The 17,344-nt window shown below is 64.9% G+C and carries 9 protein-coding genes, 1 rRNA gene and 1 pseudogene; 4 read left to right on the forward strand and 7 right to left on the reverse strand.

Going from position 1 to position 17,344, the window contains the following annotated elements:
- From Q8P46_10415 to Q8P46_10425, 3 genes are all read right to left on the reverse strand, one after another.
- A partial coding sequence (locus Q8P46_10415; GenBank protein ID MDP2620572.1) for a (deoxy)nucleoside triphosphate pyrophosphohydrolase occupies window positions 1-371 on the reverse strand: 371 nt, incomplete at its 3' end.
- Window positions 372-449: 78 nt separating this feature from the next.
- Complete coding sequence (argJ, locus tag Q8P46_10420) at window positions 450-1,691, reverse strand: bifunctional glutamate N-acetyltransferase/amino-acid acetyltransferase ArgJ (protein MDP2620573.1); 1,242 nt, start codon at window positions 1,689-1,691, stop codon at window positions 450-452.
- A 39-nt stretch (window positions 1,692-1,730) separates the two neighbouring features.
- The gene (locus Q8P46_10425) at window positions 1,731-2,615 is read right to left on the reverse strand and encodes a peptidylprolyl isomerase (GenBank protein MDP2620574.1); all 885 of its coding nucleotides are present in this window, start codon (window positions 2,613-2,615) and stop codon (window positions 1,731-1,733) included.
- A gap of 373 nt (window positions 2,616-2,988) precedes the next feature.
- On the opposite strand from Q8P46_10425, the gene secA reads away from it, so the two are divergent.
- Complete coding sequence (gene secA / locus Q8P46_10430; GenBank protein ID MDP2620575.1) at window positions 2,989-5,784, forward strand: preprotein translocase subunit SecA; 2,796 nt, start codon at window positions 2,989-2,991, stop codon at window positions 5,782-5,784.
- A gap of 474 nt (window positions 5,785-6,258) precedes the next feature.
- On the opposite strand, the gene Q8P46_10435 is transcribed toward secA, so the two are convergent.
- Window positions 6,259-6,639 (reverse strand): nuclear transport factor 2 family protein, encoded by a 381-nt coding sequence (locus Q8P46_10435; GenBank protein MDP2620576.1) that lies wholly within the window; start codon window positions 6,637-6,639, stop codon window positions 6,259-6,261.
- A 146-nt stretch (window positions 6,640-6,785) separates the two neighbouring features.
- Between Q8P46_10435 and Q8P46_10440 the strand changes: the two genes are divergently transcribed.
- Window positions 6,786-8,561 carry an SLC13 family permease gene (locus tag Q8P46_10440; protein ID MDP2620577.1) on the forward strand — a complete coding sequence of 592 codons (1,776 nt, stop codon included), beginning with the start codon at window positions 6,786-6,788 and terminating at the stop codon, window positions 8,559-8,561.
- A gap of 309 nt (window positions 8,562-8,870) precedes the next feature.
- On the opposite strand, the pseudogene Q8P46_10445 reads toward Q8P46_10440, so the two are convergent.
- Both Q8P46_10445 and Q8P46_10450 read right to left on the reverse strand, forming a co-directional pair.
- Window positions 8,871-9,563: pseudogene (locus Q8P46_10445) on the reverse strand (murein L,D-transpeptidase family protein).
- Between the two features lie 143 nt (window positions 9,564-9,706).
- Window positions 9,707-10,660, reverse strand: a complete 954-nt coding sequence (locus tag Q8P46_10450) for an acetyl-CoA carboxylase carboxyltransferase subunit alpha (protein ID MDP2620578.1) — start codon at window positions 10,658-10,660, stop codon at window positions 9,707-9,709.
- 294 nt (window positions 10,661-10,954) lie between these two features.
- On the opposite strand from Q8P46_10450, the gene clpB reads away from it, so the two are divergent.
- A complete protein-coding gene (gene clpB, locus Q8P46_10455) occupies window positions 10,955-13,558 on the forward strand; it encodes an ATP-dependent chaperone ClpB (protein MDP2620579.1) in 2,604 nt (867 codons plus the stop codon).
- A gap of 17 nt (window positions 13,559-13,575) precedes the next feature.
- Here the strand turns inward: clpB and Q8P46_10460 are convergent, their stop codons facing one another.
- Window positions 13,576-15,576 (reverse strand): M23 family metallopeptidase, encoded by a 2,001-nt coding sequence (locus Q8P46_10460; protein ID MDP2620580.1) that lies wholly within the window; start codon window positions 15,574-15,576, stop codon window positions 13,576-13,578.
- Window positions 15,577-16,338: 762 nt separating this feature from the next.
- Here Q8P46_10460 and Q8P46_10465 point away from each other — a divergent pair.
- Window positions 16,339-17,344 (forward strand): 16S ribosomal RNA (locus Q8P46_10465); the annotation flags it as partial.

Genomic DNA, 17,344 nt, shown 5'->3' on the forward strand with positions numbered 1-17,344 from the left:
GGCACATCCGCCGGCGGCATCGGATAGCCTGCAAGCTGGTTCGGTCTCACCCATGCTAGCTCCTGTCCCTCGCGGGCCGTTACCGTGCCGTCCCAGCGCCGACACACATAAAGCGGCATCAGCAGGTGAAACCCCTCATAGGCATGGCTGGCGAAAGTCAAAGGCGCGAGACAGGTTTCGGTGACGTCGATGGCGAGCTCCTCCTTGAGCTCGCGAATCAGTGTCGCCTCCGGCCGCTCGCCATCCTCCACCTTTCCGCCCGGAAATTCCCAAAGGCCCGCCATTGACTTTCCCTCGGGGCGCCGGGCGATCAGCACGCGCCCGTCCGGATCGACGAGCGCACATGCCGCAACCAGTAGGAGCTTCACCATAGTTCCGGCGCTAGGACCCTAATATGCAAGTGATTAGAATTGATTAACGGCGACCGTGATGGGCCGGCCAGGTCGCGGTCAAGTGCGGTAGCTGCCATTGATGGTCAGATAGTCGTGGGTGAGGTCGCAGGTCCACACCTTGTCGGCGCCGCGGCCGAGCCCGAGATCGACGGTGATTTCAATCTCCCGGTTCTTCATATAGGCGGAAAGGCTTGCCTCGTCGTAAGCCGGGTCGCGCTCGCCGCGAAAGGCGACCCGGTGCGGTCCGAATGAGATCGCCAGACGGTCGCGGTCTGCCGGCTCGCCGGCCTTGCCAACGGCCATGACGATGCGTCCCCAATTGGCGTCCTCGCCGGAAATCGCGGTCTTGACCAGCGGCGAGTTGGCGATCGAGAAGGCGATGCGGCGCGCCGAGGCGACGCTGACGGCGCCGCGCACGCAGATGGCGATGAGCTTGCTCGCGCCCTCGCCGTCGCGCACCACCTGCTGGGCGAGATCGAACATCACCTCCTTGAGCGCGGCCCGAAACGGGCCGAGGCGCCGGTCGCCCGCCCGCGTGATCGCCGGCGCGCCGCGCGCGGCCGCCGCGCCGGTTGCAAAGGCAATGAGCGTGTCGCTCGTCGAGGTGTCGCTGTCGACCGTAATGGCGTTGAAACTCTCCCCAAGGCCTGCCCTGAGCGCCGCCCCAAGCGCCTCGGCCGCGATCGGCGCGTCGGTGAAGATGAAGGCCAGCATGGTCGCCATGTCCGGCGGGAACATGCCGGCGCCCTTGGCGATGCCGTTGATGGCGACGGGAACGCCGCCGAGCGGGGCGGTGCGCGTCGCCCCCTTCGGGTAGGTGTCGGTGGTCATGATGGCGCGCGCCGCCTCAAGCCAGCCCCCGGGCCTGGCGGCGGCCGCGGTTTCTTGCAGCACGGCCTCGATGCGATCAGCCTCGAGCGGCTCGCCAATGACGCCGGTCGACGCGAGATAGACCGCTTCCTGCCGGCAGCCGACGACCTTGGCCGTGGCGCGGGCGGTCAAGGCGGCGGCCACCGCCCCCTTGCGCCCGGTAAAGGCGTTGGCGTTGCCGGAATTGACGACGAGAGCGCGGGCGCGGCCCTTGGCGAGCAGCTTGCGACACCAGTCGACGGGCGCAGACGGGCATTTCGAGCGCGTCAGCACGCCAGCCGCCGCCGTGCCCTCCCGCAACAGCACCATGAGCACGTCGGTGCGGCCGCGATAGCGGACGCCGGCCTCGGCGGTCGCAAGCCGCACCCCGTCGATATCCGGCAGCTCGGGAAATCCCAGCGGCGCCAGCGGAGAGACTTTATCGGTCATGGGTCAGGCGCTCGAAGGACGCGGCGAAGGGCGCCAAGCCTATTGCGCCTGGGTCCCCTCCGGCTCCGGCTTCTTGGTGATCTCGATCTCGGCCCCGGCCTTCAGTTCCTCGATGACGGTGATGAATTTCTGGCGCACCAGGAATTCGACGATCTGTTCGCGAACCGTCTCCAGCGGCGGTGCCGAGGCCGTGCGCTTTTCCGCCATCTTGATGACGTGCCAGCCGAAATCCGTCTGCACCGGCTCCGATGTCTGGCCGGGCTCGAGCGCCAAGGCCGTCTGGAAGAAGGCCGGCGCCATGTCGCCTTCGCCGAAAAAGCCGAGGTCGCCGCCGTTCTTTCCGCTCGGGCCGATCGACTTCTGCTTGGCGAGATCGGCGAAGTCGGCGCCGCCCTGAAGCTCCTTGATGATCGCCTCGGCCGCTTCCTTGGTCTCGACCAGGATGTGACTGGCATGCACCTCGAACCGGGTCGCGGCCTGGGCCTCGACCTTGGCGTAGGCCTGCTTGATGTCCTCCTCGCCGATCGAGTTGCGCACCGCCTTTTCGAAATAGGCGTCGCGCAATTCGCGCTCGCGCACCAGCGCCATGCGTTGCGCGAAGGCCGGCGTGTCCTGCATCCTCTCCTTGGTCGCCGCCGCCGCCATGAGCTTCTGGTTGACGAGGTAATCGAGGACGACCGCGTCGTGGGTGTTGGGGGGATATTGCTGCAGCGCGGCCTCGAGGTCGGTGGCGGTTGCCGTCATGTCGGCCTCGGTGATCGGGCTGCCGTTGACGGTGGCGACGACGGGGGAGGATTCCTCGGCTGAGGCCGGCGCGGCGAGGTTGGCCGGTATCGCGCACAACGCCGCCGCAAGCACTGCTGCGCCGACGCCAAGACGACCGCGCGCCCGCCGGCACGGACGGAAATCAGGTGTTGCAGTCATGAATGCTCTTCCCTGTTCGTGTAGGCGACGAGGCGGCAGCCCCCATCGCGGATCGACGGGGCGAGTCGACGGGTCGGCCTTATTTCCTTGCCATATAGCATTTTAGTATGGCCGAAAACCATGGCGCATGCGACGCTTCTTAGAACATGCACCGATTGACAAGATTTGCCGTCGACCATATCTCAGGCCGCACGACGGTGCCATGCGCAAACGGCGCCGCGAGGCGTTGCTTTTTCGCCGGCAGCGCTGAAGCGGCGCAAAGGCGGCGACATCGGCTTGCCATTCGGCGTCCGGTACCGAGACATCAAGACGGCAACGCCGCCGGCGGCCCGCGCCGGCGTGCCAGCCGCTAACGACGGCAAGGATACCGCCCATGGCCGGCCTCGGCGCAATTGCCACCAAGCTGTTCGGAAGCGCCAACGAGCGCAAGGTCAGATCCTACAATCCCCAGGTCGAAGCGATCAACGCGCTGGAAGGCGAGCTTGAGACGCTGAGCGATGAGGAGCTGCGCGCCCGCACCGACGCCTTCCGCAATGAGGTCGCCGACGGCAAGGCCCTCGACGAGCTTCTGGTTCCGGCCTTCGCCACCGTGCGCGAGGCGGCCAAGCGCACCCTCGGCCAGCGCCCTTTCGATGTCCAGCTCGTCGGCGGCATGGTGCTGCACGAAGGCAAGATCGCGGAGATGAAGACCGGCGAGGGCAAGACCCTGGTGGCGACGCTGCCGGTCTATCTCAACTCGCTCGCCGGCAACGGCGTGCACGTGGTCACGGTCAACGACTATCTGGCCCGGCGCGACGCCGAGTGGATGGGGCGGATCTACAATTTTCTCGGCCTTTCCGTCGGCGTCATCGTGCACGGGAAAGAGGATGACGAGCGCCGAGCGGCCTATGCCTGCGACGTGACCTACGGCACCAACAACGAGTTCGGCTTCGACTATCTGCGCGACAACATGAAGCACGAGCTTCAGCAGATGGTCCAGCGCGGCCACGGCTTTGCCATCGTCGACGAGGTCGACTCGATCCTCATCGACGAGGCGCGCACGCCGCTGATCATCTCCGGGCCGCTCGAGGACCGTTCCGAGCTTTACAACAGCATCGACGGCTTCATCCCGAAGCTCGAGCCCGCGCATTACGAAGTCGAGGAAAAGACCCGCTCCGCGACCCTCACCGAGGACGGCAACGAGCATATCGAGACCCTGTTGCGGAACGCCGGGCAGTTGCGCGGTGAATCGCTTTACGACGTGGAGAACGTCTCCGTCGTCCACCACGTCAACCAGGCGCTCAAGGCGCACAAGCTGTTCCAGCGCGACCGCGACTATATCGTCAAGGACGAAGAGATCGTCATCATCGACGAGTTCACCGGCCGCATGATGCCGGGAAGGCGTTATTCGGAGGGGCTGCACCAGGCGCTCGAGGCCAAGGAGCATGTCGCCATCCAGCCGGAAAACCAGACCTTCGCCTCGATCACCTTCCAGAACTATTTCCGCCTCTACGACAAGCTCGCCGGCATGACCGGCACCGCCGTAACCGAGGCCGACGAGTTCATGGATATCTATGGCCTCGACGTGATCGAGGTGCCGACCAACGAACCGATGATCCGGGTCGACGAGGACGACGAGGTCTATCGCACCGCGGAAGAGAAGTTCAAGGCGATCATCGAGATGATCGAGGACTGCCGAACCCGCGGCCAGCCGGCGCTGGTCGGCACCACGTCGATCGAGAAGTCGGAGCTTCTGGCCGAGATGCTCAAGAAACGCGGCTATCGCCAGCGCGACTTCTCGGTCCTGTTCGACGGCGGCAAGACCGGCAAGGAGGAAAAGGTCTTCCAGGTCCTCAACGCCCGCTACCACGAGCAGGAGGCCTTCATCATCGCCCAGGCCGGTGTGCCCGGCGCCATCACCATCGCCACCAACATGGCCGGCCGCGGCACCGACATCCAGCTCGGCGGCAATCCCGATATGCGCATCCAGCAGGAGCTCGGCGACATCGAGCCGGGCAAGGAGCGCGACAAGGCGGAGGCCAGGATCCGCGCCGAGGTCGAAGCGCTGAAGAAGAAGGCGCTCGACGCCGGCGGCCTGTGCATCATCGGCACCGAGCGCCACGAAAGCCGGCGCATCGACAACCAGCTCAGGGGCCGCTCCGGCCGTCAGGGCGATCCCGGCCGCTCGCGCTTCTTCCTGTCGCTGCAGGACGACCTGATGCGCATCTTCGGCTCCGAGCGCATGGATTCGATGCTGCAGAAGCTCGGCCTGCAGGAGGGCGAGGCCATCGTCCATCCGTGGATCAACAAGGCGCTGGAAAAGGCGCAGCAGAAGGTCGAGGCGCGCAACTTCGACATCCGCAAGAACCTGCTCAAGTACGACAATGTGATGAACGACCAGCGCAAAGTCATCTTCGAGCAGCGCATCGAGCTGATGGGCGACGAGCATGTCAACGAGACGGTGCGCGACATGCGCCACGAGACCATCGACGAGCTGGTCGGCCAGCACATCCCGGAAAAGGCCTATGCCGAGCAGTGGGACGTGCAAGGCCTCGCCGAGGCGGCGCGCAATATCCTCAACCTCGAGCTGCCGGTCGCCGACTGGGCCAAGGAAGAGGGCATCGCCGAGGAGGAGATCCGCCAGCGTATCGTCAAGGCCGCCGACGAGGCCTATGCCCGCAAGGTGTCGGAGTTCGGGCCACAGAACGCCCGCTATATCGAGAAGGCGGTGCTCCTGCAGTCGCTCGATCATCTGTGGCGCGAGCATCTGGTGATGCTCGAGCATCTGCGCCAGGTGATCGGTCTGCGCGGCTATGCCCAGCGCGACCCGCTCAACGAATACAAGACCGAGGCCTTCACCCTGTTCGAGGCCCTGCTCTTGCGCATGCGCGAGGCGGTGACCGGGCAGCTCATGCACATCCGGATCCAGCGCGATGCGCCGCCTGTGCCGGAGGAGGAGGAGCTGCCGCCGATGCAGGCTCGCCATGTCGATCCCGTGACCGGCGAGGACGAGCTGGCGCTCGCCGAAGGCAATGGCGGCACCGCGACCCTGCAGCGCCCAGCCAGCAGCCGCCAGGCGCAGGCGCCGCGGCCCGACGACCCGTCGAGCTGGGGCAAGGTCGGCCGCAACCAGCCCTGCCCCTGCGGCTCCGGCAAGAAATTCAAGCACTGCCACGGCAGCTTTGCTTAGAGCCTTTCCCCTCTCTTCTCCCTCCCCTTGACGGGGGCCGCCGCGCCGACCCGCTGCGCCCTACGCGAAGCCGGGTGGGGGTGAAGGCGCGTCCCGTCTTCACCTCCCGTTAACCATGATGATCGAAATCGAACTCGTTTTTTCTCGGTTTTCCGCGAATCCCACTCAAAACTTATCCCCGCTCTTCTGAGCGCCCTTAGACTCGGACGCATCTTCTCCCACGCGCGGGCCGCGGACAGCCCTCATTCGTCGTCACCCGGCTTGACCGGGTGACCCGGTAGCCTCGGAGTTCAATCATCGACACCGGCGTTACTGGATCCCGGCTCTTCGCTTCGCCGCGGCCGGGATGACAACAAGAGGCGAGGAGCGCGGCACGCGCGACCGGGACTCAAGAAAACCAGACGAGAAAGGGCGAACCGGTGACTCGGAGGTAACAGAACCCGGGGAGAAAAGGCTCTGGATCGGCTGGTTCTCTCACATCAGCGGCATGTCCGGCGCCGGAGCCGAGATGGGTCCGGCCTGATGATGCACGAGCCGCCAGTCGCCGTCCTCGCGCACGAACAGGTTGCTGGCGGCGAGATAATGGTCGCCCGCCTTCTCGTAAACGATGACCAGCGCGAGGTCGCCGAAAGCCAGCACTTCCGGGTTGACCGGGCGCACGGCCTGCGGGCCCTCCGAAAAGATCATCCGCCATGTCTCCAGCACCGATTCACGGCCGCTGACCGCTGGCCATCCCGGATGGATGACGGCAACGGCGTGCCGGCGCGCCACGAGCTGTTCCATGGTCGACAGATCGGCGTCGGCAAGTGCCTGATAGAAGGCCGCATTGGCGGCAAGGACGCCGTCTGTGTCCACTTTGCCCCCCGGTACTTTCTGGCCTTAACCGCCCGTGTCCGCCGCCATCGGATTTGCCGGGACCCGCACCATGTACTGGCCTTCGGTGGCGAAAATTGCCATGAATGCCCCGCGACGGCGGACGGCGAAGTAACCGATCCTAACCCATGACCCAAGACCAAATCATCCTGTTTTGCATTTTCGCCCTGGCTTTCGGCTTCCTCATCTGGGGGCGCTGGCGTTATGACCTTGTCGCCTTCATCGCCCTCATCGTCGCCCTGATCGCCGGCGTCGTGCCGAAGGAGCAGGCCTTCTCCGGTTTCGGCCATCCGGCGGTGATCATCATCGCGCTTGTTCTGGTCACCAGCCGCGGGCTCTATGCGTCTGGCGTCATCGACCTGTTGATGCGCCTGTTCGCCGACGGGACGCGGAGCCTTGCCGGCCACATCGCGATCATGGCGGGCATCGGCGCCGCCCTGTCGGCGGTGATGAACAATGTCGCCGCCCTGGCCCTCCTCATGCCCGCCGACATCCAGGCCGCCGTCAAGGCCAAGCGCAGCCCGGCGCTGAGCCTGATGCCGCTTTCCTTCGCCACCATCCTCGGCGGCATGATCACGCTGATCGGCACGCCGCCCAACATCGTCATCGCCGCCTACCGCGAGCAGGCGCTCGGGCGAAGCTATGCCATGTTCGACTTCGCGCCGGTCGGGCTCGCCTGCGCAGCGGTCGGGGTCGTCTTCGTCGCGCTCGTCGGCTGGCGGCTGATCCCGTCCGCGCGCGGCGAGCACGACACCACCAAGGAACTGTTCGAGCTCGAGGGCTATATCGCCGAGCTGACCGTCTCCAAGGGCTCCTCGGCCGTCGGCAAGGTGGTCGCCGAGCTCGACGAAATCGCCGACGAGGCCGATTGCGTCATCCTCGGCCTGGTGCGCAAGGGCAAGCGGCTTCCCGGCCAGGCGCGGCGCACGGAAATCCGCGCCGGTGACATCCTCGTCATTGAGGCGGCGCCGGAGGGAATCAACGAGCTGGTCGGCAAGCTCAAGCTCGAAATTGGCGGCCAGAAAAAATCCAAGGAGCCGGCCGGCGGCGACATGGCGCTGATGGAGATGGTGGTGCCCCGGGACGCGCGCGTGGAGGGCCGCTCGGCCCTGTCGCTGAGCCTACTCGCCCGTCACGGCATCACGCTGCTCGGCGTCTCGCGCCGGGGCAAGCGGTTCCGCGAGCGGGTGCGGAAGCTGGAAATCCAGGCCGGCGACGTGCTCTTGCTTCTCGGGCCGAACGAGCGCCTGCAGGAAATCGCGGGCTGGCTCGGCGGTCTGCCTCTCGCAGGCCGCGGTTTGCAGCTCATCCAGCGCGACAAGGCGTGGCTGGCTGCCGGCATCTTCGCCGCGGCGATCCTGCTTGCAACCTTCGGCCTCCTCGACCTGCCGGTGGCGCTTGCGGCGGCGGTGGTCCTCTATGTGCTGTTCAACGTCGTGCCGTTGCGCGAGCTCTACGAATCGATCGAATGGCCGGTGATCGTGCTGCTCGCTTCGCTCATTCCCATCGGCGCCGCGCTGGAGACGAGCGGCGGCACCGCGCTGATCGCGCAGGGGATCGTCCTGTCGACGCAAGGCTATTCGCCGGTCGTCGTGCTGGGCGTGCTGATGATCGTGACCATGACGCTTTCCGACGTCCTCAACAACACCGCGACCGCCGTCGTCACGGCGCCCATCGCGGTCGACATATCGCGCGCGCTTGACGTCAACCCCGATCCGTTCCTGATGGCCGTCGCGGTCGCCTCCTCCTGCGCCTTTCTGACCCCCATCGGACATAAGAACAACACCCTGATCCTGGGGCCCGGCGGCTACCAGTTCGGCGATTATTGGCGCATGGGCCTGCCGCTCGAGATCATCGTCATCGCCGTCGGCGTGCCGATGATCCTGTGGGTCTGGCCGCTTTAGAATATGCGGCTAATAGAGCGGGCCAAGGGCGCGTTCCAACAGGGTGGGACGGATCCGTACCGAGACCGGCGCCGCCACGTCGGACGGCGCGGCTGGCCGAGAGGTGCCGATGGTTCCGGTCGTGACGGACGCCTCTGCATCGGCCGTTGGGGCTGCCGCCAAGGGGTCGGCGCTCGCGGCGGGATCGGTCCGCTCCGGCACGATGCGCGACACGGCTGGCGCGGACGACTGTGGCGGAGCCGCCAGCGCCACATAGGCCGGGCATGGCTCGGCCGGGTCGACGCGGTTCTCGGGAACCGTGAAGCTGGCGTTGAAGACATAGCGCTTGCCGCACACATCGACCTTGGGCGGCTGCCACACCGATTCGAAGGCATCGTAGCCCTGCTTGATATTGAGCCAGAAGTCGTACCAGGGGCTGTCCTTGTGGCGCTCCATATTCTCGTCTGTCATGCGGAACGGGAAGGCCTGCAGTTGAAGCTCCTGCTGGCCGCCGTCGAACGCCTCGCGGGCGAGCGCATAGATCTCGGCGATAGACTCGTCGGTCATCGAATAGCAGCCGGCCGACGAACAGGCGCCATGCACCATCAGATTGGCGCCGGTGCGGCCATAGGCGCGGTCATAGGCGTTGGGAAAACCGATATTGAAGGACAGATAGTAGCTGCTCAGGGGGTTCATCTGCGCCGGGCGGATCGTGTAGAACCCCTCCGGCGCCTGGCGGTCGCCCTCCTTTTGCTTCGGGCCCAGCGCGCCCGACCATTTGCAGATCGGATAGGTCTTGACGTGGGTGTATTCTCCCTCCTCGTCCCGCTTCCAGATTTCGAGCTCGGACTCTTCCTTGAACAGGCGCAGCAGGATCGGCGAATCGGCATCGAGCCCCTTGAGCGCCAGCCGGGCCTGCATCTGGTAGGAGAGAGGCTGAAGGTGCTTGGCGGAATCGTTGCTGCAACCGGCGATGATCGCCGGGACGATCAGTGCGGCAATCGTGCGTAGAAATCTGCTCATCACTTCGGCACGCTGGAACTCTGGGAACCCCCGTTTAGGCTGCGCTTCTATCGTTAACGACTTCTTATGTCCCGCCAACAATTTATCAGCGTCGGCGGCGCTAAGCAAAGCGCGAGATTGCGACCATTCCGCGGCAATCGGTCCTAGGCCTCGCGACCAATGTCGAGATATTTCTTGCGCCGCCCCTTGCGGACCTCCTCGCGCGACAGCTCGCGCAGTCCGGCAAGCGTCTGCGCGATCGCATCCCCGGTCGACTGGATCGCCTGCTTTGGGTTGCGATGGGCACCGCCGACCGGCTCCGGGACAATCTCGTCGATGATGCCGAGTCGCAGCAGGTCCTGGGCGGTAATCCGCATATGGGTGGCGGCGTCGACGGCCCGACTCGAATCGCGCCACAGGATCGAGGCCGACGCCTCCGGCGAGGCGACCGTGTAGATGGCGTGCTCGAGCATCAATACGGCGCTGGCCGTGGCAATGGCCACGGCGCCGCCGGAGCCGCCCTCGCCGACGATGACGGCGACATTGGGCACGCCGAGCGAGAGGCAGCAATCGGTGGACCGCGCGATCGCCTCGGCCTGGCCGCGCTCCTCCGCGCCGACGCCCGGATAGGCGCCGGGCGTGTCGACCAGCGAGATCACCGGCAGGCCGAAGCGGTCGGCGAGCTCCATCAGCCGCACCGCCTTGCGGTAGCCTTCCGGCCGCGCCATGCCGAAATTGTGCCACAGGCGGCTTTCCGTATCATTGCCCTTTTCCTGGCCCATAACCACCACCGGCTCGCCGCGGAACAGGCCGAGCCCGGCGACAACCGCGTGATCCTCGGCGAATTTGCGGTCGCCGGCGAGTGGCGTGAAGTCGGAGATCAGGGCTGCGACGTAATCCATGAAATGCGGCCGCGCCGGGTGGCGCGCGACTTGCGTTTTCTGCCAGGGCGTCAGCTTGGCGTAAATGTCCTTGATGGCCCGCTCGACTTTGTCTTCGAGCCGCGCGATCTCGCCGGAGATTGCTTCCGAGGTCTCCTCGGCGGTTATTCCGCGCAGTTCGGCAACCTTGCCCTCGAGCTCGGCGATCGGTTTTTCGAAATCCAGGTAGGTCGGCATCAATTCTCAAGGGCCGGTAGGGACTTGTGCGGCCGGGCCGGCAACCGGGCGACACTGGCCCCCGCTCCAATCCCTGTCAAGCCCGGCCGCCCCGGCATCCCCACGCAAATGTCGCGGCGGCCGGCAGACGACATCGGGCGGCGTTCGGCTGCGGCCTCTTTTGCTGTGCTGCCGCAGCATTATATAGGTCGTTGGGAGCGCCAATCGGGCTCCCAATCGTAGGTGTTGATCAATCGGACGCGTCTGCCAGGGTCAGGAACGGCATGGCATGAGCGTGCCGCGATGAGGGATTAGATGGACTTTGAAAAATACACCGAGCGTGCGCGCGGTTTTGTTCAATCGGCGCAGAGTCTGGCGCTGCGCGAACACCACCAGCAATTCGCCCCCGAGCACCTGCTGAAAGTTCTCCTCGACGACCCGGACGGGTTGGCGGCGGGGCTGATTGCGCGCGCCGGCGGCAAGCCCGGCGATGCGCTCGGCGAGGTCGAACAGGCGCTCGCCAAGCTGCCCAAGGTCGAGGGCGCCGGCGCCGGCCAGCTCTATCTGGCGCCGTCTCTGGCGCGCGTCTTCGACACCGCGCAGAAGGCAGCCGGCAAGGCCGGCGACAGCTTCGTGACGGTAGAGCGGCTGTTGCTGGCGCTGGCGATCGAGAAGGAGAGCGAGGCGGCCAGGATCCTCTCCCGGTGCGGCGTCACGCCGGACCGGCTCAACGGCGCCATCAACGCCATCCGCAAGGGCCGCACGGCCGATTCGGCGAGCGCGGAAAGCACTTATGACGCTTTGAAGAAATATGCCCGCGACCTGACGGACGCCGCGCGCGAGGGCAAGCTCGATCCGGTCATCGGCCGCGACGAGGAAATCCGCCGCACCATCCAGGTTCTGTCGCGGCGGACCAAGAACAACCCGGTGCTGATCGGCGAGCCCGGCGTCGGCAAGACGGCGATCGCCGAGGGGCTGGCGCTGAGGATCGTCAATGGCGACGTGCCGGAGAGCCTGAAGAACAAGAAGCTGCTCGCCCTCGACATGGGGGCGCTGATCGCAGGCGCCAAATATCGCGGCGAGTTCGAGGAGCGCTTGAAGGCGGTACTCTCCGAGATTCAGGCGGCCGAAGGCGGCGTCATCCTGTTCATCGACGAGATGCATACCCTGGTCGGCGCCGGCAAGGCGGAAGGCGCCATGGACGCCTCCAACCTGCTGAAGCCGGCGCTCGCGCGCGGCGAGTTGCATTGCGTCGGCGCGACCACGCTCGACGAGTTCCGCAAGAACGTCGAGAAGGACGCAGCGCTCGCGCGCCGCTTCCAGCCGGTATTCATCTCCGAGCCGAACGTCGAGGACACGGTCTCGATCCTGCGCGGGTTGAAGGAGAAGTACGAGCTGCATCACGGGGTGCGCATCACGGACAATGCGCTGGTCGCCGCCGCCGCCCTGTCGCATCGCTATATCACCGACCGCTTCCTCCCGGACAAGGCCATCGACCTCATGGACGAGGCCGCCTCGCGGCTCAGAATGCAGGTCGATTCCAAGCCCGAGGAGCTCGACGAGCTCGACCGGCGCGTCATTCAGCTCAAGATCGAGCGCGAGGCATTGAAGAAGGAGAAGGACCAAGCGTCCAAGGACCGGCTCCAGCGGCTGGAAAAGGAGCTTGGCGGGCTCGAACAGGAGTCCGCCGTGCTGACCCAGCGCTGGCAGGCGGAAAAGGAAAAGCTGGGCAGCGCCCAGAAGCTCAAGGAGCAGCTCGACCAGGCCCGCTTCGACCTGGAGAAGGCGCAACGCTCAGGCGATCTCGCCAAGGCCGGAGAGCTGGCCTACGGCGTCATCCCGGAGCTGGAACGCAAGCTCAAGGAGATGGAAGCCGTTGGCGAGGCCCAAACGACCTTCATGGAGGAGGCGGTGACCGCCGACCATGTGGCGCATGTCGTCTCGCGCTGGACCGGCATCCCGGTCGACAAGATGCTCGAAGGCGAACGCGAAAAGCTCTTGCGCATGGAAGAGGCGCTGGCCAAACGCGTCGTCGGCCAGGGGGAGGCGGTGCATGCCGTCGCGACGGCGGTCAGGCGCGCCCGCGCCGGCCTGCAGGACCCGAACCGGCCGATCGGCTCGTTCATGTTCTTAGGCCCCACCGGCGTCGGCAAGACGGAGTTGACGAAAGCGTTGGCCGCGTTCCTGTTCGACGACGAGGCGGCGATGGCGCGCATCGACATGTCCGAATATATGGAAAAGCACTCCGTCGCCCGGCTGATTGGCGCGCCCCCCGGCTATGTCGGCTACGAGGAGGGCGGGGCGTTGACCGAGACGGTGCGCCGCCGGCCCTACCAGGTGGTGCTGTTCGACGAGATCGAAAAGGCCCACCCCGACGTCTTCAACGTGCTGTTGCAGGTGCTCGACGACGGTCGTCTGACGGATGGCCATGGCCGCACCGTCGATTTCCGCAACACGCTGATCATCATGACGTCGAATGCCGGCTCCGAATTCCTCGTCGGCCTAGGCGAGGACCAGGACGTCGAGGCGGTGCGCGAGCCGGTGATGGCCACGGTCAGGGCGCAGTTCCGGCCCGAGTTCCTGAACCGGCTCGACGAGATCATCCTGTTCCACCGGCTCGGACGCGGCGAGATGGCGGCGATCGTCGATATCCAGCTCGACCGGCTGAGGGCGCTTCTGGCCGAGCGCAAGATCGCCCTCGAACTCGACGACAAGGCCCGCGCCTGGCTTGCCGACAAGGGCTATGACCCGGCCTATGGCGCGCGGCCGCTGAAACGCGTGATCCAGAAGGAGCTGCAGGACCCGCTGGCCGAAAAGATCCTTTCAGGCGACATCGCCGATGGCGATACGGTGAAAATCTCGGCCGATAAGAGCGGGCTGAGGATCAACGGCGAGGCGGTGCGCGCCGAGGCGGCTTAGGCTCGGCCTGGTTCGGCTCAACGCGGGCCGGCGGCTGCCGCGGCGACCCGGGTTCCCGCCGCCGGCTGGCGCATCAGCCAGTTGATGCGGGCCTTCTCGCGCTGGAACGCGGCCAACAGGTGGCCCTGAAGGGTGCGCCCGCGCGGCACCCGAATGCGCATCGGGTCGACCGCGCGGCCATTGACGATCACCTCATAGTGCAGGTGCGGGCCGGTCGACAGGCCGGTCGAGCCGACATAGCCGATCACCTGCCCCTGCTTGACCTTGACGCCCGGGGCGATCCCATCGGCGAAGGCGCTTTGGTGGGCATAGGAGGTCTCGTATCCGTTGGTGTGCCGGATCAGAGTGAAGCGGCCGTAGCCAGAGAGCCACTTGGCCTCTTCGACGATACCGTTGCCGGCAGCGACGATCGGCGTTCCCCGGCGCGCCGCCCAATCGACGCCCGTGTGCATCTTGCGATAGCCGAGGATCGGATGGCGGCGCATGCCGAATGAGGAACGGAAAACTCCGCCGTTCATGGGTTTGCGGATGAGGAATTTTTTCGCGCTCTTGCCCTCGTCGTCGTAGAAATCGACGACGCCATCGTCGGGCGTCCGGAAGCGGTAGAACCTCTTGGTCTCGCCGCGCACCGTCAGCGCCGTAAAGAGAATCTCCGGATCGCCGGAGACGTCCCCCTCATTGTCGTCGGCGATGTAGAAGACATCGAAGGAATCGCCGGGCTGCACTTGACGCTTGAAGTCGACGTCATAGGCCTGGATGCGCATCATGCGTTGCATGACGCTTTCCGGCAGGTTGGATTTGCGCCCGGTCTCGAACAGGCTGTCATAGAGTTGCGCGTGCGAGCGGCGGGGCATCACGCGCATCGTCCTTTCGTTGGCGAGCAGGGCGTCTGCCTCGTCGAGCGCGATATAGGCCGATTGATCGTCGGCGACGGCAAGACCGACGGTTGCTATGTGTGCCTCGCTGTCGAAGAGGCTGACGCGGGTCGGCTTGAGCCGTCCGGCGCCGGCCTCGCTGGCGAAGCGGAGGCGCAGCTCTGCACCTTCCATCAGCTTGCTGGTGCCAATGGCCTCTTCGATCACCTCGGCGATGGCATTGGCTTCCTGCGGGGTGGTGCCGTTGGCGAGCAGCAGGCTCGTCAGCGTGTCGCCGCGCGACACCTTGACCGTTTTGTCGGCGAACTCCGATAAGTTCGAGGAATCGGTCGACTTGGCGATGTCGGTCAGAAATTCGGATTCCGCTCCCGGCAAGTCCAGTGCCGGACCGAACGAAGCGGTCACGATTTCATCAACCAACCCTTCATCGTGGCCCGGGTCGCCGAACTGGTCGGCAAATCCCGATTCGGTGAAAGGCAGGGACAGGTCCAACGCCTCGCGCACCTCATTCTCGGCTTCGGCGAAACCGATGTCGCCCGGGTAGGCGAATTGGCCGTCGGGGACGAAGCTGGCAAGCGTCACCTTGATCTCGCCGCTCGAAGCAACGCGCGCCTGCTGCGGCGCCTCCGCACCGTCCTCGGCGGCCTCGGCAAACAGCTTGAGCGGATCGAAGGGCGGCAGATCGTCGGTCAATTCGGACGTCGCCAGCGACAGGCTGGCGGTCATGTGGACGTACGGCTTGACCTCGATGAACTCCTTGGAGCCGATCTTGGTAACGGTGCTTTCGTGGATGATGTGTTTGACGGCGATGCCGAGATTCACGGCGCTGACCCGGTCTCCCTTGCGGGCGCCGCGCGCAGACTCGCCGACACCGGCCAGCGCGTAACCGTTGTCCTGGCGGGCGAGGTCGGGAATGACGGCGAGTGCCGAACGGCCATCGAAGGTGGTGTATAGCGCGCCGCCAATGAGCGCCACACCGGCGATGCCAGTGAGGAAGGTGCCGAGCATCCAGCGCCAATTGGCGCGTGTCTTGACGGGGCTTTCATCGGCAAGTGGCCGCAGCGGCGGCAGCAGACGGCCCGACGCCTGCGCGCCGGTCGCAGTCGGGCTGCCGAAATAATCACCCCCCGCGCGATCCAACAACCCGCTGTACCCCCTTCCCTCCGACGCCGATGGGCGCCGCCGACCGTCCTTAGTTCGTCCCCCAAATGACCTGCAAATTATGGCGTCAGTTTGGCTGCGCACAAAGGATCTGATATTGCGATCGAAAACCGGGGCCCTTGCTGTCGTGACGGCGTTGAATTTGTCCCAGTGAAGCCCCATATCTGGGACAGGCGGCTGGCGGGGAATGCGTCAACTTATTTGCGTTGAATGAGTGCCATGTCGCTGACCAAAGCGGCGGGTTAGGTTCCGTGCGCGATCGAATGGGCGCGGCGGGCGGTCGCATCGGCCGGGACGAAGCAAAAAACACCGGCGATGCGCTTGACAGCAATCCTCCGCGCCGCCTATATACCGATTTACGCAAGTCGGCCGCGCTGCTTTGCGCAGCAGCGTATGGGCCGGGTTAAGCGTCTCCTTTTTCTTAAGGAGCGGTCTTTCGGCGGAATGCTGAGAGATCCGCGGATCGGCGGGCAGGACGGATCGCTTGTCCGCCACGTCATGGTCTTCGCCATGACCGGCTCTTTGACATTGTGGTTAGAGAAGAAAGAGAAACGTGGGCGGCGGAGTCCGGCAAGGTCGTCTGCTCCACAAGGAGCGGATGGCCGTTGAAGAGACTTCGGCGATCTTACGTTTCGCAAGCTTAACTGTCGCCGATGGCGGCCATCCGGCCGCGGCGGCGACGGTGTGCTTGGGACTCGTCAATTACGTAGCAAGTACGTAGCGATTAGCCGATCAAAGCTCTTTCAACCTAAGAGTTTGATCCTGGCTCAGAACGAACGCTGGCGGCAGGCCTAACACATGCAAGTCGAACGAGAAGCCCCCTTCGGGGGGTGGAAAGTGGCAGACGGGTGAGTAACGCGTGGGAACCTACCCAAGGGTACGGAATAGCTCCGGGAAACTGGAATTAATACCGTATACGTCCCCCTTTGGAGACATTGGGGGAGAAAGATTCATCGCCCCTGGATGGGCCCGCGTCGGATTAGCTTGTTGGTGGGGTAATGGCCCACCAAGGCGACGATCCGTAGCTGGTCTGAGAGGATGATCAGCCACACTGGGACTGAGACACGGCCCAGACTCCTACGGGAGGCAGCAGTGGGGAATATTGGACAATGGGCGCAAGCCTGATCCAGCCATGCCGCGTGAGTGAAGAAGGCCTTAGGGTTGTAAAGCTCTTTCGGCGAGGAAGATAATGACGGTACTCGCAGAAGAAGCCCCGGCTAACTCCGTGCCAGCAGCCGCGGTAATACGGAGGGGGCTAGCGTTGTTCGGAATCACTGGGCGTAAAGCGCACGTAGGCGGATTGTTAAGTCGGGGGTGAAAGCCCGGGGCTCAACCCCGGAACTGCCTTCGATACTGGCAATCTTGAGTTCGGGAGAGGTGAGTGGAATTCCTAGTGTAGAGGTGAAATTCGTAGATATTAGGAGGAACACCAGTGGCGAAGGCGGCTCACTGGCCCGATACTGACGCTGAGGTGCGAAAGCGTGGGGAGCAAACAGGATTAGATACCCTGGTAGTCCACGCCGTAAACGATGGATGCTAGCCGTTGGTGGGCATGCTCATCAGTGGCGCAGCTAACGCATTAAGCATTCCGCCTGGGGAGTACGGTCGCAAGATTAAAACTCACAGGAATTGACGGGGGCCCGCACAAGCTGTGGAGCATGTGGTTTAATTCGAAGCAACGCGCAGAACCTTACCAGCCCTTGACATCCCGGTCGCGGTTTCCAGAGATGGATTCCTTCAGTTCGGCTGG

The sequence above is a fragment of the Hyphomicrobiales bacterium genome (assembly GCA_030688605.1).
Taxonomy (GTDB): domain Bacteria; phylum Pseudomonadota; class Alphaproteobacteria; order Rhizobiales; family NORP267; genus JAUYJB01.

Coding starts and splice junctions, on each gene's coding strand:
- argJ (MDP2620573.1), bottom strand. CDS start 1,691: ATGACCGATAAAGTCTCTCCGCTGGCGCCGCTGGGATTTCCCGAGCTG.
- Q8P46_10425 (MDP2620574.1), bottom strand. CDS start 2,615: ATGACTGCAACACCTGATTTCCGTCCGTGCCGGCGGGCGCGCGGTCGT.
- secA (MDP2620575.1), top strand. CDS start 2,989: ATGGCCGGCCTCGGCGCAATTGCCACCAAGCTGTTCGGAAGCGCCAAC.
- Q8P46_10440 (MDP2620577.1), top strand. CDS start 6,786: ATGACCCAAGACCAAATCATCCTGTTTTGCATTTTCGCCCTGGCTTTC.
- Q8P46_10450 (MDP2620578.1), bottom strand. CDS start 10,660: ATGCCGACCTACCTGGATTTCGAAAAACCGATCGCCGAGCTCGAGGGC.
- clpB (MDP2620579.1), top strand. CDS start 10,955: ATGGACTTTGAAAAATACACCGAGCGTGCGCGCGGTTTTGTTCAATCG.